This window comes from Paraburkholderia sp. (assembly GCF_036488795.1).
Taxonomy (GTDB): Bacteria; Pseudomonadota; Gammaproteobacteria; order Burkholderiales; family Burkholderiaceae; genus Paraburkholderia.
In genome coordinates this window covers 16,331-34,412 of the sequence record NZ_DASXHA010000168.1, presented here as the reverse complement: position 1 = coordinate 34,412, position 18,082 = coordinate 16,331, and the positions used below count along the sequence as shown (strand labels likewise).

The following is an 18,082-nucleotide window of genomic DNA, read 5'->3' as shown; positions in this document are numbered from 1 at the left end:
TTATTCCGTGTTCGCCGGTGTTGGCGAGCGTACCCGCGAAGGGAACGACTTCTATCATGAAATGAAGGACTCGAACGTTCTCGACAAGGTCGCGCTGGTGTACGGCCAGATGAACGAGCCGCCGGGCAACCGTCTGCGCGTCGCGCTGACCGGTCTCACGATGGCTGAGCACTTCCGCGACGAAGGTCTGGACGTGCTGTTCTTCGTCGACAACATCTACCGTTTCACGCTGGCCGGCACGGAAGTGTCGGCACTGCTCGGCCGTATGCCGTCGGCAGTGGGCTATCAGCCGACGCTGGCTGAAGAAATGGGCAAGCTGCAAGAGCGGATTACGTCCACCAAGACTGGCTCGATCACGTCGGTGCAGGCCGTGTACGTCCCTGCGGATGACTTGACCGACCCGTCGCCGGCTACGACTTTCGGCCACCTGGACGCAACCGTCGTGCTGTCGCGTGACATCGCTTCGCTGGGTATCTATCCGGCAGTGGACCCGCTCGATTCGACCTCGCGTCAGATCGACCCGAACGTGATTGGCGAAGAGCACTACTCGATTACGCGCGGCGTGCAGCAAACGCTGCAGCGCTACAAGGAACTGCGCGACATTATCGCGATTCTGGGCATGGACGAACTGGCGCCGGAAGACAAGCTCGCCGTCGCGCGTGCTCGTAAGATCCAGCGTTTCCTGTCGCAGCCGTTCCACGTCGCTGAAGTGTTTACGGGTTCGCCGGGTAAGTACGTGCCGCTGAAGGAAACCATCCGCGGCTTCAAGATGATCGTGGGCGGTGAGTGCGATCATCTGCCGGAGCAGGCGTTCTACATGGTCGGCACGATCGACGAAGCCTTCGAAAAGGCCAAGAAGATCCAGTAACGGTTTGAGTGTTGGAAACGAGGCGCGGTTTTCGCGGCAACGTAAGAATCGCGCCGAATGTATCACCCTCAACCCGCCGTGCATGGGACGGGAGTTGTGCCAAAGCGTTCACTCTCGTCGAGCTTTGCAGGGGAGCAGAGTAAGCGCTAAAGCGCAAACTCTGGCCGCCACAGGAGTCGATATGGCAACCATTAAAGTAGACGTCGTCAGCGCGGAAGAGCAGATCTTCTCGGGCCAGGCGAAATTCGTCGCGCTACCGGGCGAAGCGGGTGAACTGGGCATACTGCCGGGCCACACGCCGCTCATCACGCGGATTCGTCCGGGTGCGGTACGCATCGAAGCTGAAAACGGCGAAGAAGAGTTTGTGTTTGTCGCCGGCGGTATTCTCGAGATTCAGCCGGGTGCTGTGACGGTTCTGGCCGACACGGCGATCCGCGGCAAGGACCTCGACGAAGCCAAAGCCGAAGACGCACGCAAGCGCGCCGAAGAGGCGCTGCAGAACACGGGCTCGAACCTCGAATACGCGACCGCTCAGGCGGAACTCGCGTATGCGACGGCTCAGCTCGCTGCAATCCAGCGTCTGCGCAAGCTGCGCGGTCAGAACTAAGCGAGCAAGCGTCGGAAAAAGAAGCAGCCCTCGCGGCTGCTTTTTTTTCGTCCTCGTTTGACGTTTACGGAAAGGTGCATAAAACGCCACGGTCGAAAACGAGCGGAGGCTGCGGGTAAGACTTGATGTCCTCGCATCGTTTGGTGGTGGCAGAATCGTTTGCAAATTGATTTCGATATAGCGGCCTCGCGCTCACGGAGACAGCACCATGGCAACGCCAGCGTCAGGTGAAGATGCGCTCATCGAACCGAGGGACGGTGTGTCGTACGTGCGCGGCCCGGTCGATATTCCGTTGAGTGATGCGACGCTCGGTCAATTCCTGCGCGACACTGCGCAGCGCTTTCCCGGGCGACCTGCCGTCGTGTTCCGGGAGCAGGGTATTCGCTGGACATGGCAGGAGTTCGCGCAAGAAGTCGACATATTCGCCGCGGGGCTGGCCGCACTCGGTATCGTCAGAGGGGATCGGGTGGGTATCTGGTCGCCGAATCGCGTCGAGTGGTTGCTCACCCAATTTGCCACCGCGCGGATCGGTGCCGTCCTCGTCAACATCAACCCGGCATACAGGCTGGCCGAACTCGAGTACGCCTTGAACAAGGTGGGCTGCAAGGCCATCGTCGCGGCGGAACGTTTTAAGTCGTCGATGTATCTGCAGATGCTGCAAGCGCTCGCGCCGGAACTCGCCACGCATGCTCCGGGTGATCTGCGCGCGGCACGTTTGCCGGATTTGCGCATCGTGATTCGTATGTGCGATACCGAGACGCCGGGCATGTTGAGCTTCTCGGACGTGATCGAACGAGGCCGGGCGACGCTCGACACGGCCGCGCTGGACGTGATCGCCGATACCCTGAGCCCGAACGATCCGATCAACATTCAATTCACCAGCGGCACCACCGGCAGCCCGAAGGGCGCGACGCTCACACATCGCAACGTCGTCAACAACGCGCGCTTTATCGCGATGGCGATGCGGCTCTCCGAACAGGACGGTCTCTGCATCCCGGTGCCGCTGTATCACTGCTTTGGAATGGTACTGGCGGTACTCGCGTGCGTATCGGTCGGCGCCAATATGGTGTTCCCCGGCGAGGCATTCGACCCCGTCGCGACGCTTGCCGCCGTCGCCGACGAGAAGTGCACGGCGCTACACGGCGTTCCGACGATGTTTATCGCCGAGCTCGACCATCCCGACTTTGCGCGCTTCGACCTTACGCGTTTGCGTACCGGCATCATGGCCGGTTCGCCGTGTCCCATCGAGACAATGAAGAAGGTCGTGTCCAGGATGCATCTGGCCGAGATCACGATTGCCTACGGCATGACCGAAACGAGTCCGGTGTCGTTCCAGAGTTCGACGACCGATCCGCTCGATAAACGCACGTCGACAGTGGGCCGCATCCAGCCGCATCTGGAGGTGAAAATCGTCGATCCGCTCGGCAACATCGTGCCAGTCGGCGCGACGGGCGAGTTGTGCACCCGAGGCTACTCGGTGATGCAAGGCTACTGGGGCGATGAGGCCAAAACGCGCGAGAGCATCGTCGATGGCTGGATGCAAACCGGCGATCTCGCGACCCTCGACACCGATGGCTACTGCAACATTGTCGGCCGCCTCAAGGACATGCTGATTCGTGGCGGCGAGAACATCTATCCGCGCGAAATCGAAGAGTTTCTGTTCCGCCATCCAAAAATTCAGAGCGTGCAGGTGTTCGGCGTGCCGGACGCGAAATATGGCGAGGAGGTTTGCGCCTGGATCGTGCTGCGCGCCGGTGAGCAGGCTTCAGCCGAAGAGGTGCAGGAATTTTGCCGCGGCCAGATTGCTCACTACAAGGTTCCGAAGTACATCCGCTTTGTCGACGAACTGCCCATGACCGTCACGGGAAAGGTGCAGAAGTTCGTGATGCGCGAACGGATGATCCGGGAGTTGCAGTTGAACGAAAACAAGACGGCCTGAAGCGCCGGCGCAGGATGCGCCAACGGCGCCGCGCGAGAAGTCGCGAGGCGCCGCCGTGATCTGCTGGGGATAGCAAAGCATCTGGGGAGGACCGGCTACAGCACAGCCGGGCAACGCGCAAACGTTTGGCTAAGGAAAAAAAAAGCGGGCCTGGAGCCCGCTAAAAACCACACGCTACGGGGTTAGCGCGAGGAGACCATTGGAGGAACCGCCGTGAAAACGCCTTATGCGTCAATCACGGTTCCAGCAGGGATGCCCCTTTACAGGGCTTCGGCTAGAGCCGACCGGCAAGTGCATCGTATCCGCTCACACCACGCACCCAGCCACATCCGTGTTGAAACCGTTGAGGGCATTGTGGGCGAATAACCCTGGAAGCGCGGTAACAAAGTGTTTCAGGTTGTAACGCCCGCCAGATAAGGCTCTGCGGGATTTATTGCCTTTTTGGGGCGATTTAAACGTACTTATTACCGATGTGTAAGGTGACCGTTAAGTGACTGTGCTTGATGCGTTTAGCGATGCACGGTGGGTCACCACAACGCCAGGCGTGGAGCATAAACGTAGCCTCCCAAACCGTCATTCCTGTGGCATCGGCCTTTGAGCAGGTAGGACGGCGCGATCAAACTACCCGTCTTCGCTTCAGGTATACAGAATGCTGGTCTCGCCGTAACCCGCCTCGGAGCACTCTGTTAGCCGTTTGGAAGCGCGGCCGCGTGCTTCCTCGTCCCTCCTATCGGCTTACATCAAGGCGTTCCGTTACACGATTGTGCTGCTGCAGCTCAATCCGCGTTGTCTGAGCGTTCACTTTAACCATTTATCGGAGATTGCCTGATACTCGCCGGTCGCCCGCGCCAGGTGCAGCCATTGGTCGACGTACTGCTGGAATACCACGTCGCCTCGCGGAAGTAGCCACGCCTTCTCACCGTATTGGAACGGCTTGTCCGGATGAACCGAACATAGGCCGGGATTGAGTTTTTGCTGCAGAAGGGTCTCGGAAGCGTCGGTGACCATCACGTCCGCCTTACCGGCCAGGATCTGCTTGAAGATGGTCACGTTGTCTGGATAAACGGTCAGGTTTGCATGCGAAAAGTACTGCTTCGCGAAACGTTCGTTCGTGCCGCCCGGATTGACGATCACCCGAGTGGCCGGTTGGTCGATCTGTTCGACCGTCTGGTATTTGCTGACGTCGTCGCAGCGGACGATCGGCGTTTTGCCGTCGATCACGTACGCCTGGGTGAAGAACGCACGCTTTTGCCGTTCGAGGGTAGGCGACACGCCGCCCACGCCGATGTCGCATTTCGCCACGAAGTCGTTCAGCAGATTCGACCAGGAGGTCTTCACATATTCGACCTTCACGCCCAGCGATTTCGCCAGCGATTCGGTCATGTCGATGTCGATGCCTTCGAACTGGCCGTCCGTCTTATAGAAGGAATACGGCTTGTAGTCGCCCGTGGTGCAGGCGCGCAGCGTCCCGCGCGCGAGCACCTCGTCGAGCCGCGAGGTTCCCGCCGCGGGCGCAGTCTGCGCGTGTGCGGCCCCCGCCGCGGCGCTCACACATGCGGTCAACAGACCGGCCAGAAACACATAGGCTGCCTTGCTCATCGACGCTCCTTAAATGCCGTGGTTTGATCAGATCATTGATCATAACGGGGTGCCCTGGCCGTGAACATTTGCCAAATGGCAGAGGCAGCGGGTCGCTCCCGACACTTATTGGCCGGATCAGGCAAGTTGAGGCAAGCGCTGTCCGGTAAAATGGTCCTTTGCTTTTTCAGTCGCATGCACCGTGGCCCATAACCTTCTCAACGATACCTTCCTGCGCGCCCTGCTGCGCCAGCCCACCGACTACACGCCGATCTGGCTGATGCGTCAGGCCGGCCGCTACCTGCCGGAATACAACGCCACGCGCAGCCGCGCGGGGAGTTTCCTGGGTCTCGCGAAGAGTCCGGCCTATGCGACGGAAGTGACGCTGCAACCCCTCGAGCGCTATCCGCTCGACGCGGCCATCCTCTTTTCCGACATCCTGACGGTGCCCGACGCCATGGGCCTCGGACTGGAATTCGTTGCCGGCGAAGGGCCGAAGTTTGCCCGGCCGGTGCGCACCGAAGCTGACGTCGCGCGGCTCGCGGTGCCGGATATCGACGCCACGCTGCGCTATGTGACCGACGCGGTCAGCGAAATCCGCAAGGCGCTGGTTGACGCGCAAGGTCGGCAGCGCGTGCCGCTGATCGGTTTTTCGGGCAGTCCGTGGACGCTCGCCTGCTACATGGTCGAAGGCGGCGGCTCGGACGACTTCCGCACCGTGAAGTCCATGCTCTATGCGCGCCCGGACCTCATGCACCGCATCCTCGAGGTCAACGCACAGTCCGTCGCGGCCTATCTGAACGCCCAGATCGAAGCCGGCGCGCAGGCCGTGATGATCTTCGATACCTGGGGTGGCGCGTTGGCCGACGGCATCTACCAGCGCTTTTCGCTGCATTACATCCAGCAGGTCGTGAACCTGCTCAAGCGCGATCACGACGGCGAAAAGGTCCCGGTCATCACCTTCACCAAGGGCGGCGGTCTATGGCTCGACGAGATCGCGGCGACCGGCGTCGACGCAGTGGGCCTCGATTGGACTGTGAACCTGGCCCGGGCGCGTGAACGGGTGGGGGGCCGGGTGGCCCTGCAAGGCAATATCGATCCCTCCGTGCTGTTCGCCCCCCCGTCCGCTATCCGCATGGAGGCGCGGGCGGTGCTGGACAGCTTCGGCAATCATCCGGGGCATGTCTTCAATCTCGGGCACGGTATCTCGCAGTTCACGCCGCCGGAAAACGTCGCTGAGCTGGTCGACGAAGTACATCGCCATAGCCGCGCCATTCGTTCTGCCGCAGCAGGCAGAACGACGCCATAAGCGTGACATTTTTGTTGCAATGCGGCGAAGTGGGCTCTCGGGCTAAGGGAAAAATACGCGTCATGTGACCGCCACATGGCACTTCGGCAGTTGTCAAGACTTGACTTATGCACATTACTCACGCTGCGGCGCGGTAGAGGCTTTCGTCGCAGCATTGCGCTTGCAAGTTGTGTGCACATTTGATCAAGTCCTTGACTGGCAAGGGTTTCGCGGATCCGGCGAGAAATGTGGCAAATCCCACATAACGCAATGGCGGCGCGGTTTTCCGGCCTTCCAGGCGGAGTTCTCAACAAAGTTATCCACAGGCATGCGGACGAATACTAATTGTTCAGTCGAATCCAAAACTTAGCGCGGAAAGTGAAGTTTTACTTTAACTTCGCCGCGTTCACCGTCTGCTCACGGCGCACCGCGTCAGCGTCTGTTGCACTTTATTGAGCCCTGGAAAAATCCGCCCGAATCTTACGTGAGCCACGTATTCCTCCGCGTCGCACTGGATCATCCGCTGCCGACCTTGTTCGACTATCGCTGCGACGCAGCCGAGCCGCCTGGGCCCGGCGCGCTCGTCAGCGTGCCGTTCGGCAAGCGTCAGGTGGTGGGGCTCGTCTGCGAAGTGACTGCTCACAGTGACGTGCCGGCCGACCGCCTGCGTAGCGCGGATGGCATTTGTCACGCGTGTCCGCCGCTGTCGGCGCAGTGGCTGGCGCTGGCTGCTTTTGCCGCGGACTACTACCAGCGCGGACTGGGCGAAGTCGCTTTGCCCGCTTTGCCTCAGGCGTTGCGCGACGCGTCGCGCTGGGCGCGCCTGTTGGCGCCGCAAGAGCGTTACCGCTTGCTGCCGGCGGGCCGGGACGCATTGCCGGATGCATTGCCTGCACGCGCAAGTGCACTAAGGCGCCTCGCCGAGGCGCTCAAAGAGGCGGAATCCTTGCTGGCGGCAGACGCCCGCGTATTTCATCCGAAAGCGGTTGCCACGCTCGATGCCTGGCAAGCCGAAGGCTGGGTTCAACTGGAGGTGACCGAAGCCGCGGCGCTCCTCGCCCCGGCGCCTCCGGAGTTCGCGGCGCACTCCGCAGCGGCCACGGCACTGCCCGTTCTGACCGACGAGCAAGCCGCCGCCGTCGAGGCGATCCGCGACGCCGAGGGCTTCGCGCCGTTTCTCCTGCACGGTGTAACTGGAAGCGGCAAGACTGAAGTCTATTTGCGTGCACTTGCCGAAATCCTCTCGGCGCGTCCCGATGCGCAGGCGCTTGTGCTCGTCCCCGAAATCAATCTCACGCCGCAATTCGAGGCAGCGTTCCGCGCGCGTTTCGCGGCGCTTGACGGCACCTCGATCGTCACGCTGCACAGCGGACTTGCCGAGGGCGAACGCGCGCGCAACTGGTTCGCCGCCCACACGGGACATGCGCGGATCGTGCTGGGCACGCGGCTGGCGGTACTGGCGTCGTTGCCGAAGCTGGCCATCATCGTGGTCGACGAGGAACACGATCCGGCTTACAAGCAGCAGGAAGGGCTGCGCTATTCCGCGCGCGATCTGGCCATCTGGCGGGCCAAACAGCTTGGTTTGCCGGTCGTGCTCGGCTCTGCCACGCCGTCGCTGGAAAGCTGGTGGCAGGCGGATCAAGGGCGCTACACGCGGCTCACGCTGTCGCGGCGAGCGGTGGCCGAGGCGGTGTTGCCCACCGTCAAGCTGGTCGATCTGGAGGAAGAGCGGCGTCGCGGACGCGCTTCGGTGGAGGGTCTCTCGGGACCCCTGATCGCGGCGTTGAAGACGCGCCTCGAGCGCGGCGAGCAAAGCCTGGTGTTCCTCAACCGCCGCGGCTACGCGCCGCAACTCGCCTGCGACGCGTGCGGCTGGGTGGCCGGTTGTCCGCGCTGCAGCGCCTATGTCGTACTGCACAAGCCGGAACGTGCGCTGCGCTGCCATCACTGCGGCTGGGAAGCGCGCATTCCGCGCTCGTGTCCGGACTGCGGCAACGTGGATATCGCGCCGCTCGGACGCGGCACGCAGCGCGTCGAAGAAACGCTGGCGAGCGCGGTGCCGGGCGCGCGCGTGCTGCGCATCGACGCGGACAGCACGCGCCGCAAGGGCAGCGCGCAGGCGCTCTTTTCGGACGTGCACGCGGGCGACGTCGACATTCTGGTCGGCACGCAGATGATCGCGAAGGGGCACGACTTTCAGCGCGTCTCGCTGGTGGGCGTGCTCAATGCCGACACCGCGTTGTTCTCGCATGACTTCCGCGCCGGCGAGCGGCTGTTCGCGCAGTTGATGCAGGTAAGCGGGCGCGCGGGCCGCGCCGGCTTACCCGGCGAAGTGCTGGTGCAGACCCGTTATCCGCGTCACGCGCTGTATCACGCCCTGGCGCGGCACGATTACGTCGGCTTTGCCGGTTCGACCCTGGCCGAACGCCGCGACGCCCATTTGCCGCCCTTCGTCTATCAGGCGCTGCTGCGCGCCGAAGGCCGCACGCTCGAAGCGGCGCTCGCCTTCCTGCAGCAAGCCGCCGCCGCGCTGACGGGCATGGCTTGCGCCGAACGCGTGACGGTCTATGACGCCGTGCCGCTTACCATCGTCAAGGTGATGCATGTGCATCGCGCACAGCTGCTGATCGAAAGCGCGTCGCGCGCCGCGCTACAAGCGACGCTGCGCAACTGGCAACCCATCCTGCGGACCTTGAAGGGCGTGCTGCGCTGGAATCTCGAAGTCGATCCGCTCGACATCTGAGCGCGCTCGACGCCCGCCTGCAGCGCGGAAGCCGTGCAAATCCCTTTCAGTCATATTCATAGAGCGAAAGGTCGTTTCGTTTCTGACCCTCGCTCGACTATATTTCGCCGAATCGGCGCAGTTTTAACAACAATCCCAACCTTTTCGCGCCGACGCACTTCAACTTGCGGGGCTTTGCGATGAGCGATACCAATCACAGCCTGCCGGCGGGCGCAGCACCGGCAAAACCCGGCTCCGAGCGCGGCGCCGCCGCCAAACGCGGCGGCGGACTGTTCGCCACCGAAGACTGGTGGGCCGTATGGATCGGCCTGCTGGTGATCGTCGTTGCGTGGGCGCTGTTTGCGTCCGGCAGCAGTATCAAGTGGCTCGCGGTCGCGCCGGCGAAATGGTCGAGCCCCGGCGCCGCTGGCGCAGATATCGTCAGGCATCTGCCGAACTACGTAGCGCTCTTCGTCGTATTTGCAGTGCTGTTCGGCGTGAGCCTTGCGGCACTGAAGCAGCGGCTCGCACATTTTCTGCCTTCGTTCCTGATTCTGTTTATCGCTTCCGCGCTGATCTTCACGCTCGGCGCGTGGGTCAGCGCGTCGAAGTACAACCTCGAACCCCCGCTGGTCGCACTCGCGCTGGGACTGGTGGTCTCGAACGTGTTTCGTCTGCCGGAGTGGTTCTCCGCCGGATTGCGCGTCGAGTTCTACATCAAGGTGGGCATCGTGCTGCTGGGCGCCACGCTGCCGTTCACGCTTCTGGTGTGGGCCGGACCGGTGGCCGTCGGTCAGGCGAGCATCGTGTCGCTGCTGACGTTCTTCGTGATCTTCTTTGTGGGTAAGGCCTTCGGCCTGGAGCGCCGCTTTGCCGCGGTGCTGGGCGTGGGCGGGGCGGTGTGCGGCGTGTCGGCCGCCATTGCGATTGCCGGCGCCGTGCGCGCGAAGCGCGAGCAGGCTTCGGTGGCGATCACGCTGGTGGTCTTGTGGGCGATCGTGATGATCTTCGTCCTGCCTTTCGTGTCACGCTCGCTGGGACTGTCGACGGCTGTAGCGGGTGCGTGGATCGGCACGTCCGAATTCGCGGACGCCGCCGGCATTGCCGCGGCACAGGCCTATGGCGATTTCGCGAGGCATGCAGGCGGCGCCATTGCCGGTGCGCCTGAAGCGTCCTTGCAGGCGTTCACGCTGATGAAGGTGGTGGGCCGCGATATCTGGATCGGCATCTGGGCGTTCGTGCTGGCGATCGTCGCCACCACGCGCTGGGAAAGCGAGGACAACGGCGTCCAGGCGAAAGCCAACGCGGGTGAAATCTGGGCGCGCTTTCCGAAGTTCGTGATCGGCTTCGTGATTGCGTCCGCACTCGTGACGTGGATCGCAAGCCACTACTCGCTCGCCGATTACCGCAAGGTAGTGACGCCGGAGTTCGTCGCGCCGATCACCGCGCTGCGTACCTGGGCGTTCACGTTCTGCTTCCTGAGCATTGGGCTGACCACGCGGTTGCGCCTGCTGAGCGCCACGGGTCTGAAGCCGTTCCTCGCGTTCACGGCCGGTGTGGTGGTCAATATCGCCATCGGCTACGCGCTGTCCGCGCACGTGTTCGCATCGTATTGGAATAGCTTGGGACAGGGATCGTGACAGGCGCACCCGGGCGCGCCGAAGGCACGGTGCCGCGTGCGTGCCGGCCCAGTTGCGCCGGCTGCCGGTACCGGGCGGACGATCGACTTTCGCTGGAGCAGAGCATTCCAGGCCTCGCTGTATTCAGTTCAGGCTTTGGGGCGAGCGTGGCGACAAGCCGCCTGTGCCGTCTGCACGACCAGCTGGTTTCGCCGGGCGACAGCTGCAACCGGTTCGTGCCGCTGTCGTGACGCGCGCGTCTTGAGCCGCGGCATGCCGCGCGCCGGGCGCAACTCGTCCGCCGGCGCATTGGCCCGGCAAACCCCGTTCAAACTTCGTCGAGCCCGGTTTGCACCCGGGCCGGTCCTTATTCGCGGACGATGCCGCGAGCGTCGTCGTGCACAAGCTGCTCCGAGCGCGCTTCCCGTGGCACCGAGCGCGTCGCGCCGCGGATAAACAAGACCGCGCAGGTTGCGCACATCGTCCAGATTCCTGCCACTACCAGCCACTTTTCCATTTCGACCACCCCGTCAGCCCCGTATCGTGCGCTTTTGCGCATCCGTGTACCTATATAACGGCGCGCCGCGCGATTCGATAAGGGTTGTCAAAAAAGAAATTATCCAGGGAAAGTACTGAGGCCGGATGGGCGACGCCCGGCCCATGGCGGTTCGCCGCAAAGCCAGGCGGCACGGGGGTTTTGCTATGGTGCAACCGATGCTTTTGAGTGGTTGCACCTTTTTATTGGGAGGCGTACGATTCGGCCAACTTATAGTCTTTGGCCGGCGCAGGGCAGGCTGGCATCTGAAGAAGGAAACATGGCTAGCACCACCCTCGGCGTCAAGGTCGACGACCTCCTGCGTTCCCGGCTGAAAGATGCCGCCACCCGTCTCGAACGCACTCCGCACTGGCTGATCAAGCAGGCGATTTTCGCGTACCTCGAAAGAATCGAGCACGGCCAGCTTCCCGCTGAACTGTCGGGCGTGCGAGGCGTGGCCGATCTCGCCGACGGGACCTCCGTCGAGCAGGAGGAGGATGGCGCGTCGCACCCGTTCCTCGATTTCGCGCAGAACGTGCAACCGCAATCGGTGCTGCGCGCGGCGATCACCGCTGCGTACCGCCGTCCCGAACCGGAGTGCGTGCCTTTCCTGCTGGGCCAGGCGCGCCTGCCGGCCAACCTGGCGAACGACGTGCAGGCTCTCGCGGGCAAACTCGTCGAAACGCTGCGCGGCAAGAGCAAGGGTGGCGGCGTCGAAGGCCTGATCCACGAGTTTTCGCTGTCGAGCCAGGAAGGCGTGGCATTGATGTGTCTCGCCGAGGCGTTGTTGCGCATTCCCGATCGCGCCACGCGCGACGCGCTGATCCGCGACAAGATCAGCAAGGGTGACTGGAAATCGCACGTCGGCCAGGCGCCGTCGCTGTTCGTCAACGCTGCAACATGGGGCTTGATGATCACCGGCAAGCTGGTGACCACCAATAGCGAAACGGGTCTGTCGTCGGCGCTCACGCGCCTGATCGGCAAGGGCGGCGAGCCGTTGATCCGCAAGGGCGTCGACATGGCGATGCGCCTGATGGGCGAGCAGTTCGTCACCGGCGAGAACATCTCCGAAGCGCTGGCCAATAGCCGCAAGTTCGAAGCGCGGGGTTTCCGCTACTCGTACGACATGCTCGGCGAAGCGGCCACCACCGAAGCCGACGCGCAGCGCTACTACGCGTCGTACGAGCAGGCCATCCACGCCATTGGCAAGGCGGCTGGCGGGCGCGGCATCTACGAAGGTCCGGGTATCTCGATCAAGCTGTCGGCGCTGCACGCGCGCTACTCGCGTTCGCAGCAGGAACGCACGATGAGCGAGCTGCTGCCGCGCGTGCGTTCGCTCGCGATCCTCGCGCGCCGTTACGACATTGGCCTGAATATCGACGCGGAAGAAGCCGATCGCCTCGAAATCTCGCTGGATCTGCTCGAAGCGCTGTGTTTCGATCCGGAACTGGCTGGCTGGAATGGCATTGGTTTCGTGGTGCAGGCGTATCAGAAGCGCTGCCCGTTCGTGATCGACTACATCATCGATCTGGCGCGCCGCAGCCGTCACCGCATCATGGTGCGCCTCGTGAAGGGCGCGTACTGGGACACGGAAATCAAGCGTGCTCAAGTGGACGGCCTCGAAGGCTATCCGGTCTACACGCGCAAGATCTACACGGACGTCTCGTACCTCGCCTGCGCGAAGAAGCTGCTCGGCGCGCCGGATGCCGTCTACCCGCAGTTCGCCACGCACAACGCGCATACGCTCTCGGCGATCTATCACCTGGCGGGCGGCAATTACTACCCCGGTCAGTATGAGTTCCAGTGCCTGCACGGCATGGGTGAGCCGCTCTATGAGGAAGTGACCGGCCGCGACAAGCTGAACCGGCCGTGCCGCGTGTATGCGCCGGTCGGCACGCACGAAACGCTGCTCGCGTATCTGGTGCGGCGTCTGCTGGAAAACGGCGCGAACACGTCGTTCGTGAACCGCATTGCCGACGAAAACGTGGCGATCAAGGATCTGGTCGCCGACCCGGGCGAAGAAGCGTCGAAGATCGTGCCGCTCGGCGCGCCGCACGCGAAGATTCCGCTGCCGCGCAACCTGTATGGCGCGGAGCGCGTCAATTCGATGGGGCTGGATCTGTCGAACGAGCATCGACTGGCGTCGCTGTCGTCGGCGCTGCTGGCGAGCGCGCATCACGCGTGGCGCGCAGCGCCAATGCTCGAAGACAACGAAATCGCCGTGGGCCAGGCACGTGATGTACGCAACCCGGCCGATCATCGCGACCTCGTGGGGACAGTGGTCGAAGCGACTTCGGAGCATGTGAGCGCCGCGCTCGCGCATGCCGTCGCGGCTGCGCCAATCTGGCAAGCCACGCCGGTGGAAGCGCGAGCCGATTGCCTCGCGCGTGCCGCCGATCTGCTCGAAGCGCAGATGCACACGCTGATGGGTCTGGTGGTCCGCGAAGCGGGCAAGTCGCTGCCGAACGCGGTGTCGGAAATCCGCGAAGCAATCGATTTCCTGCGCTACTACTCGGCGCAGATCCGCACCGAGTTCTCGAACGATACACATCGCCCGTTGGGTCCGGTCGTTTGTATCAGCCCGTGGAACTTCCCGCTGGCGATTTTCATGGGTCAGGTGGCCGCCGCGCTCGCCGCCGGCAACACCGTGCTGGCCAAGCCGGCCGAACAGACTCCGCTGATCGCCGCACAAGCGGTGCGCATCCTGCGTGAAGCGGGCGTGCCGGCGGGTGCGGTGCAATTGCTGCCGGGTGACGGCGAGACGGTGGGCGCGGCGCTGGTGGCCGACGCCCGTACGCGGGCGGTGATGTTCACCGGCTCGACGGAAGTCGCGCGCCTGATCAACAAGACGCTCGCCGGCCGACTCGATGCGGATGGCAAGCCGATTCCGCTGATCGCCGAAACCGGCGGCCAGAACGCGATGATCGTCGATTCGTCGGCACTCGCCGAGCAGGTCGTAGCGGACGTCCTGAACTCGGCGTTCGACTCCGCCGGTCAACGCTGTTCCGCCTTGCGCGTTCTTTGTTTGCAGGACGACGTGGCGGACCGCACGCTTGAAATGCTGACGGGCGCGATGCGCGAGCTGGCGGTGGGCAATCCGGATCGCCTTTCCGTCGACGTGGGTCCGGTGATCGACCTCGACGCGAAGCGCGGTATCGACGCACACGTCGCGGCAATGCGCGAAAAGGGCCGCAAGGTCGAGCAACTGCCGATGCCGGAAGGCTGCGCACAAGGCACCTTCGTGCCGCCGACGCTGATCGAACTCGACAGCATCGACGAGTTGAAGCGCGAAGTGTTCGGCCCGGTGCTGCATGTGGTGCGGTATCGCCGCAGCGCGCTCGACAAGCTGCTCGAGCAGATCCGCGCAACCGGCTATGGCCTCACCCTCGGCATCCACACGCGGATCGACGAGACGATTGCGCATGTGATCAGCCGCGCGCACGTGGGCAACATCTACGTGAACCGGAACGTGGTGGGCGCTGTGGTGGGCGTCCAGCCGTTCGGCGGCGAAGGCTTGTCGGGCACGGGTCCGAAGGCTGGCGGCGCGCTGTATCTGCAGCGTCTGCTGGCGACGCGCCCGGCGGGTCTGCCGAAGAGCCTCGCGCAGGCGCTAGTCGCCGATGCCCCGCAGGCGGCCGAAAACAGCGACAATCCGTCCTCGGCGCTGACGACGCTGCGCGACTGGCTGATCAGCGAACGCCAGCCGGCGCTGGCGGCACGTTGCGACGGCTATCTGTCGCAAGGGCTGGCGGGTGCCACGGCCGTACTGCCGGGACCGACTGGCGAGCGCAACACCTACACGCTCGGCGCACGCGGCACGGTGCTGTGCGTGGCCGCGACGGCGAGCGGTGCCCGCGTGCAGCTGGCAGCGGCGCTGGCCACCGGCAATCGCGCGCTGTTCGAAGGCGCAGCCGGCGAACAGCTGGTGTCGCAACTGCCTGCTTCGCTCAAGCCGTTTGCGAGCGTGAAGAAGAGCGCGGATACGCCGTTCGACGCGGTGCTGTTCGAAGGCGATAGCGACGAACTGCTCGCGCTCGTGAAGGAAGTGGCGAAGCGCCCAGGGCCGATCGTCTCGGTGCAGGGCGTCGCGGCACGGGCGCTGGAAAGCGGCGACGAGGACTACGCGCTCGAACGACTGTTGACGGAACGTTCGGTCAGCGTGAACACGGCGGCAGCGGGCGGCAATGCGAATTTGATGACGATCGGTTGAGCGAATCTTTAGCGAACCTTTAGCGGTCGATTCAATAGAACGGAAGCGGTACGGCGACCCCGAATCACCGCTCCATCCACACCTGGTACCAAGGAGAAGCTATGCAATACAAGATGAAACAGCTGGCAGGCGCCGCGCTTGTTGCAGCCATGTCGGTGGCGGGGACGGTGCATGCACAGACGGCTGAAGATGTGAAGGTCGGCTTTGCCGGCCCGATGACGGGCGCGCAGGCGCACTATGGCAAGGATTTCCAGAACGGCATCACGCTGGCTGTGGAAGAAATGAATGCAACGAAGCCGGTGATTGGCGGCAAGCCGGTGCACTTCGTGCTGGACTCGGCCGACGACCAGGCTGACCCCCGCACCGGCACGACCGTCGCGCAGAAGCTGGTGGACGACGGCATCAAGGGCATGCTCGGCCACTTCAATTCGGGCACGACGATTCCGGCTTCGCGCATCTACGCGAACGCGGGCATCCCCGAAATCGCCATGGCGACGGCGCCTGAGTACACGCAACAAGGCTTCAAGACCACCTTCCGGATGATGACGTCCGATACGCAGCAAGGGTCGGTCGCGGGCACCTTCGCGGTGAAGAACCTGGGCGTGAAGAAGATTGCGATCGTCGACGACCGCACCGCATACGGCCAGGGTCTGGCCGACCAGTTCGAGAAGGCGGCGAAGGCATCGGGCGGCACGATCGTCGACCGCGAGTTCACCAACGACAAGGCTGTCGACTTCAAGTCGATTCTGACCAAGCTGAAGTCGGTCAACCCGGACCTGATCTATTACGGTGGCGCGGATTCGCAGGCTGCACCGATGGTCAAGCAGATGAAGGCACTCGGCATCAAGGCACCGCTGATGGGTGGCGAGATGGTGCATACGCCTACGTTCCTGCAGCTGGCTGGTGACGCGGCGAATGGTACGGTGGCCTCGCTGGCTGGTCTGCCGCTGGAGCAGATGCCTGGTGGCGCTGATTATGTCGCCAAGTACAAGAAGCGCTTCAACGAAGATGTGCAGACGTATTCGCCGTATGCGTATGACGGCGCAATGGCCATGTTCGATGCCATGAAGAAAGCCAATTCCACCGATCCGGCCAAGTATTTGCCGTTCCTCGCCAAGACGGATATCGCAGCTGTGACGACGACTCATCTTGAGTATGATGCGCGCGGCGATCTCAAGAATGGTGGGATCACGCTCTACAAGGTTGTTGATGGGAAGTGGACCACGCTTCAGAGCGTTGGTGGCAAGTAAGTTTTTTGCCTGCGGCGCTTAATTTGTCGCTGGTAGTTTTTTTGATGTGTTCGCCCCGCGAGGTCTTGTCTGGCTCGTGGGGCGTTTCTTTTTTGTGTTGGCCTCTTCTTGATTCGTTTGTGGTCTATTGGTGTTGCCCCTGTGCGGGGCGGAACCTACGTTCTTTGCCGCCAGGTCTCCAGTCCATACACCGCCGCAAAGAAAGTGAGCAAAGAAAGCGGGCTCACACCGCTAGCTCGTAGGTGTCCATCTCGGCTCTCGATCATTAGTGGTCCGAGACAAGATCGGCTCTCGCACCGTCTGCCCTGGTGACCCAGCCGTCATCCATCCGGCGTGCGCTGCGCGCCCCGCCGTGCGGCATAACTTGCCGTTCCTCCTGCGCTGTCCGTCGTCACGCCACTTCCCTCCCCACTGCAACGTTGGCCGAACGGATGACTCGTTCTCCTTGTCGCGCACTTTCACAATAACGATGGAGTACGGACAGTTCATTGCTGGATTTTCGTACGATACATGTCGTATAATTGGAGGTGTGATTGACGATCCCGGTTACCTACAAGCTGGTCAAGCGCGCGGTAATCTCCGCGCTCAGGTCCGGCAGATTTCAGCACGAAGCCCGGCGCCATATTGATGTCAAAAACCTGCTTGCAACAGGAAACGTGACACCTGAGTTTGTCGAAGGCCTCATCGTCAAGAGCGATGGCAGCGAACACACCACGTCGCCTCATCACTGTCTGGCTTCGGTTGATGTCCACGTCATCGCATCAGGCGGTTGGTATGTGAAGTTTTACTTTGTCGGCCATCCCGACACCATGTTTATTAGCGTTCACCAGTGAGCGAAGCCATGCACACGAAACTCTACGACGAAGGCGAGAAGAGCAAGGCAATCTGCGAAGGTTGCCGGCAGCTCGTGAACACCACGTTCTCTCGGCGCGACGTGCCGTTCAGTGACGGCAAGGGCGAAGCCAAAAACATCCTCGCCGCGGTCTGCGACCTGTGCGACGAAGTCGTGGCTATCCCCGCACAGTCCACGCCAGCTATCCGCGAAGCGCGTCAGAAAGAAGTGAAAGCCATTGAGGCACACCTGCCCGCCATCTATCTGGATATGCTCGACCTCGCCGCATACCTCATTGATAACAGCAGCTCGACGGAATTTCGCAAGGTTCTGATGACCCTGTATCTCCATCGCTTTGCGTCTGGCGAATACCCCAGGGAAAGACTGCTGAAGGCCCATCGGTCAGCCCTGGAGCGATTCAAGGAACAGCGCGGCGCGGCGCGCCGCCGTCTTTCCATGAAGGTGTCGCCGCGCATCGCTGAAGACATCCAGTCACTGGTCGAAGACACCACGATGACTCAGACCGAAGTGATCAAGTCCGTGATCTACCAGATTCAGGTCGACGTGATTCAGGCGCGTAAGCCCGCGCTGATGCGCGAACTCGGCGCCCTATCAGCCATTTCCGCGTAGCACG

11 protein-coding genes are annotated in these 18,082 nt (G+C 62.7%); 10 read left to right on the top strand and 1 reads right to left on the bottom strand.

Features of this window, described 5'->3' with window-relative positions:
* The 3 genes from atpD to VGH41_RS24200 form a co-directional block, all read left to right on the top strand.
* Positions 1-868 (top strand): F0F1 ATP synthase subunit beta (gene atpD / locus VGH41_RS24210; RefSeq protein ID WP_331600191.1); only part of this gene is annotated, 868 nt, incomplete at its 5' end.
* 181 nt (positions 869-1,049) lie between these two features.
* Positions 1,050-1,475: a F0F1 ATP synthase subunit epsilon gene (locus tag VGH41_RS24205; RefSeq protein ID WP_012434800.1), complete on the top strand. Its 426-nt coding sequence runs from the start codon at positions 1,050-1,052 to the stop codon at positions 1,473-1,475.
* A gap of 208 nt (positions 1,476-1,683) precedes the next feature.
* Positions 1,684-3,414 (top strand): AMP-binding protein, encoded by a 1,731-nt coding sequence (locus tag VGH41_RS24200; RefSeq protein WP_331600190.1) that lies wholly within the window; start codon positions 1,684-1,686, stop codon positions 3,412-3,414.
* 798 nt (positions 3,415-4,212) lie between these two features.
* On the opposite strand, the gene VGH41_RS24195 is transcribed toward VGH41_RS24200, so the two are convergent.
* Positions 4,213-5,013 (bottom strand): transporter substrate-binding domain-containing protein, encoded by an 801-nt coding sequence (locus VGH41_RS24195; protein ID WP_331600189.1) that lies wholly within the window; start codon positions 5,011-5,013, stop codon positions 4,213-4,215.
* Positions 5,014-5,194: 181 nt separating this feature from the next.
* Here VGH41_RS24195 and hemE point away from each other — a divergent pair, with 181 nt between their 5' ends.
* The 7 genes from hemE (at position 5,195) to VGH41_RS24160 (ending at position 18,078) form a co-directional block, all read left to right on the top strand.
* The gene (gene hemE, locus VGH41_RS24190) at positions 5,195-6,301 is read left to right on the top strand and encodes a uroporphyrinogen decarboxylase (RefSeq protein ID WP_331600188.1); all 1,107 of its coding nucleotides are present in this window, start codon (positions 5,195-5,197) and stop codon (positions 6,299-6,301) included.
* 463 nt (positions 6,302-6,764) lie between these two features.
* Complete coding sequence (locus VGH41_RS24185; RefSeq protein WP_331600187.1) at positions 6,765-9,023, top strand: primosomal protein N'; 2,259 nt, start codon at positions 6,765-6,767, stop codon at positions 9,021-9,023.
* 179 nt (positions 9,024-9,202) lie between these two features.
* Positions 9,203-10,642, top strand: coding sequence for a YeiH family protein (locus VGH41_RS24180; RefSeq protein ID WP_331600186.1), 1,440 nt, complete (start codon positions 9,203-9,205; stop codon positions 10,640-10,642).
* Between the two features lie 794 nt (positions 10,643-11,436).
* Complete coding sequence (gene putA, locus VGH41_RS24175; RefSeq protein ID WP_331600185.1) at positions 11,437-15,366, top strand: trifunctional transcriptional regulator/proline dehydrogenase/L-glutamate gamma-semialdehyde dehydrogenase; 3,930 nt, start codon at positions 11,437-11,439, stop codon at positions 15,364-15,366.
* Positions 15,367-15,467: 101 nt separating this feature from the next.
* Positions 15,468-16,616, top strand: a complete 1,149-nt coding sequence (locus tag VGH41_RS24170) for a branched-chain amino acid ABC transporter substrate-binding protein (protein WP_331600184.1) — start codon at positions 15,468-15,470, stop codon at positions 16,614-16,616.
* A gap of 533 nt (positions 16,617-17,149) precedes the next feature.
* Positions 17,150-17,449 carry a hypothetical protein gene (locus tag VGH41_RS24165; RefSeq protein WP_331600183.1) on the top strand — a complete coding sequence of 100 codons (300 nt, stop codon included), beginning with the start codon at positions 17,150-17,152 and terminating at the stop codon, positions 17,447-17,449.
* Positions 17,446-18,078, top strand: coding sequence for a hypothetical protein (locus VGH41_RS24160; RefSeq protein WP_331600182.1), 633 nt, complete (start codon positions 17,446-17,448; stop codon positions 18,076-18,078). Before VGH41_RS24165 ends, VGH41_RS24160 begins: the two co-directional genes overlap by 4 nt.
* The last annotated feature ends 4 nt before the right edge of the window (positions 18,079-18,082 follow it).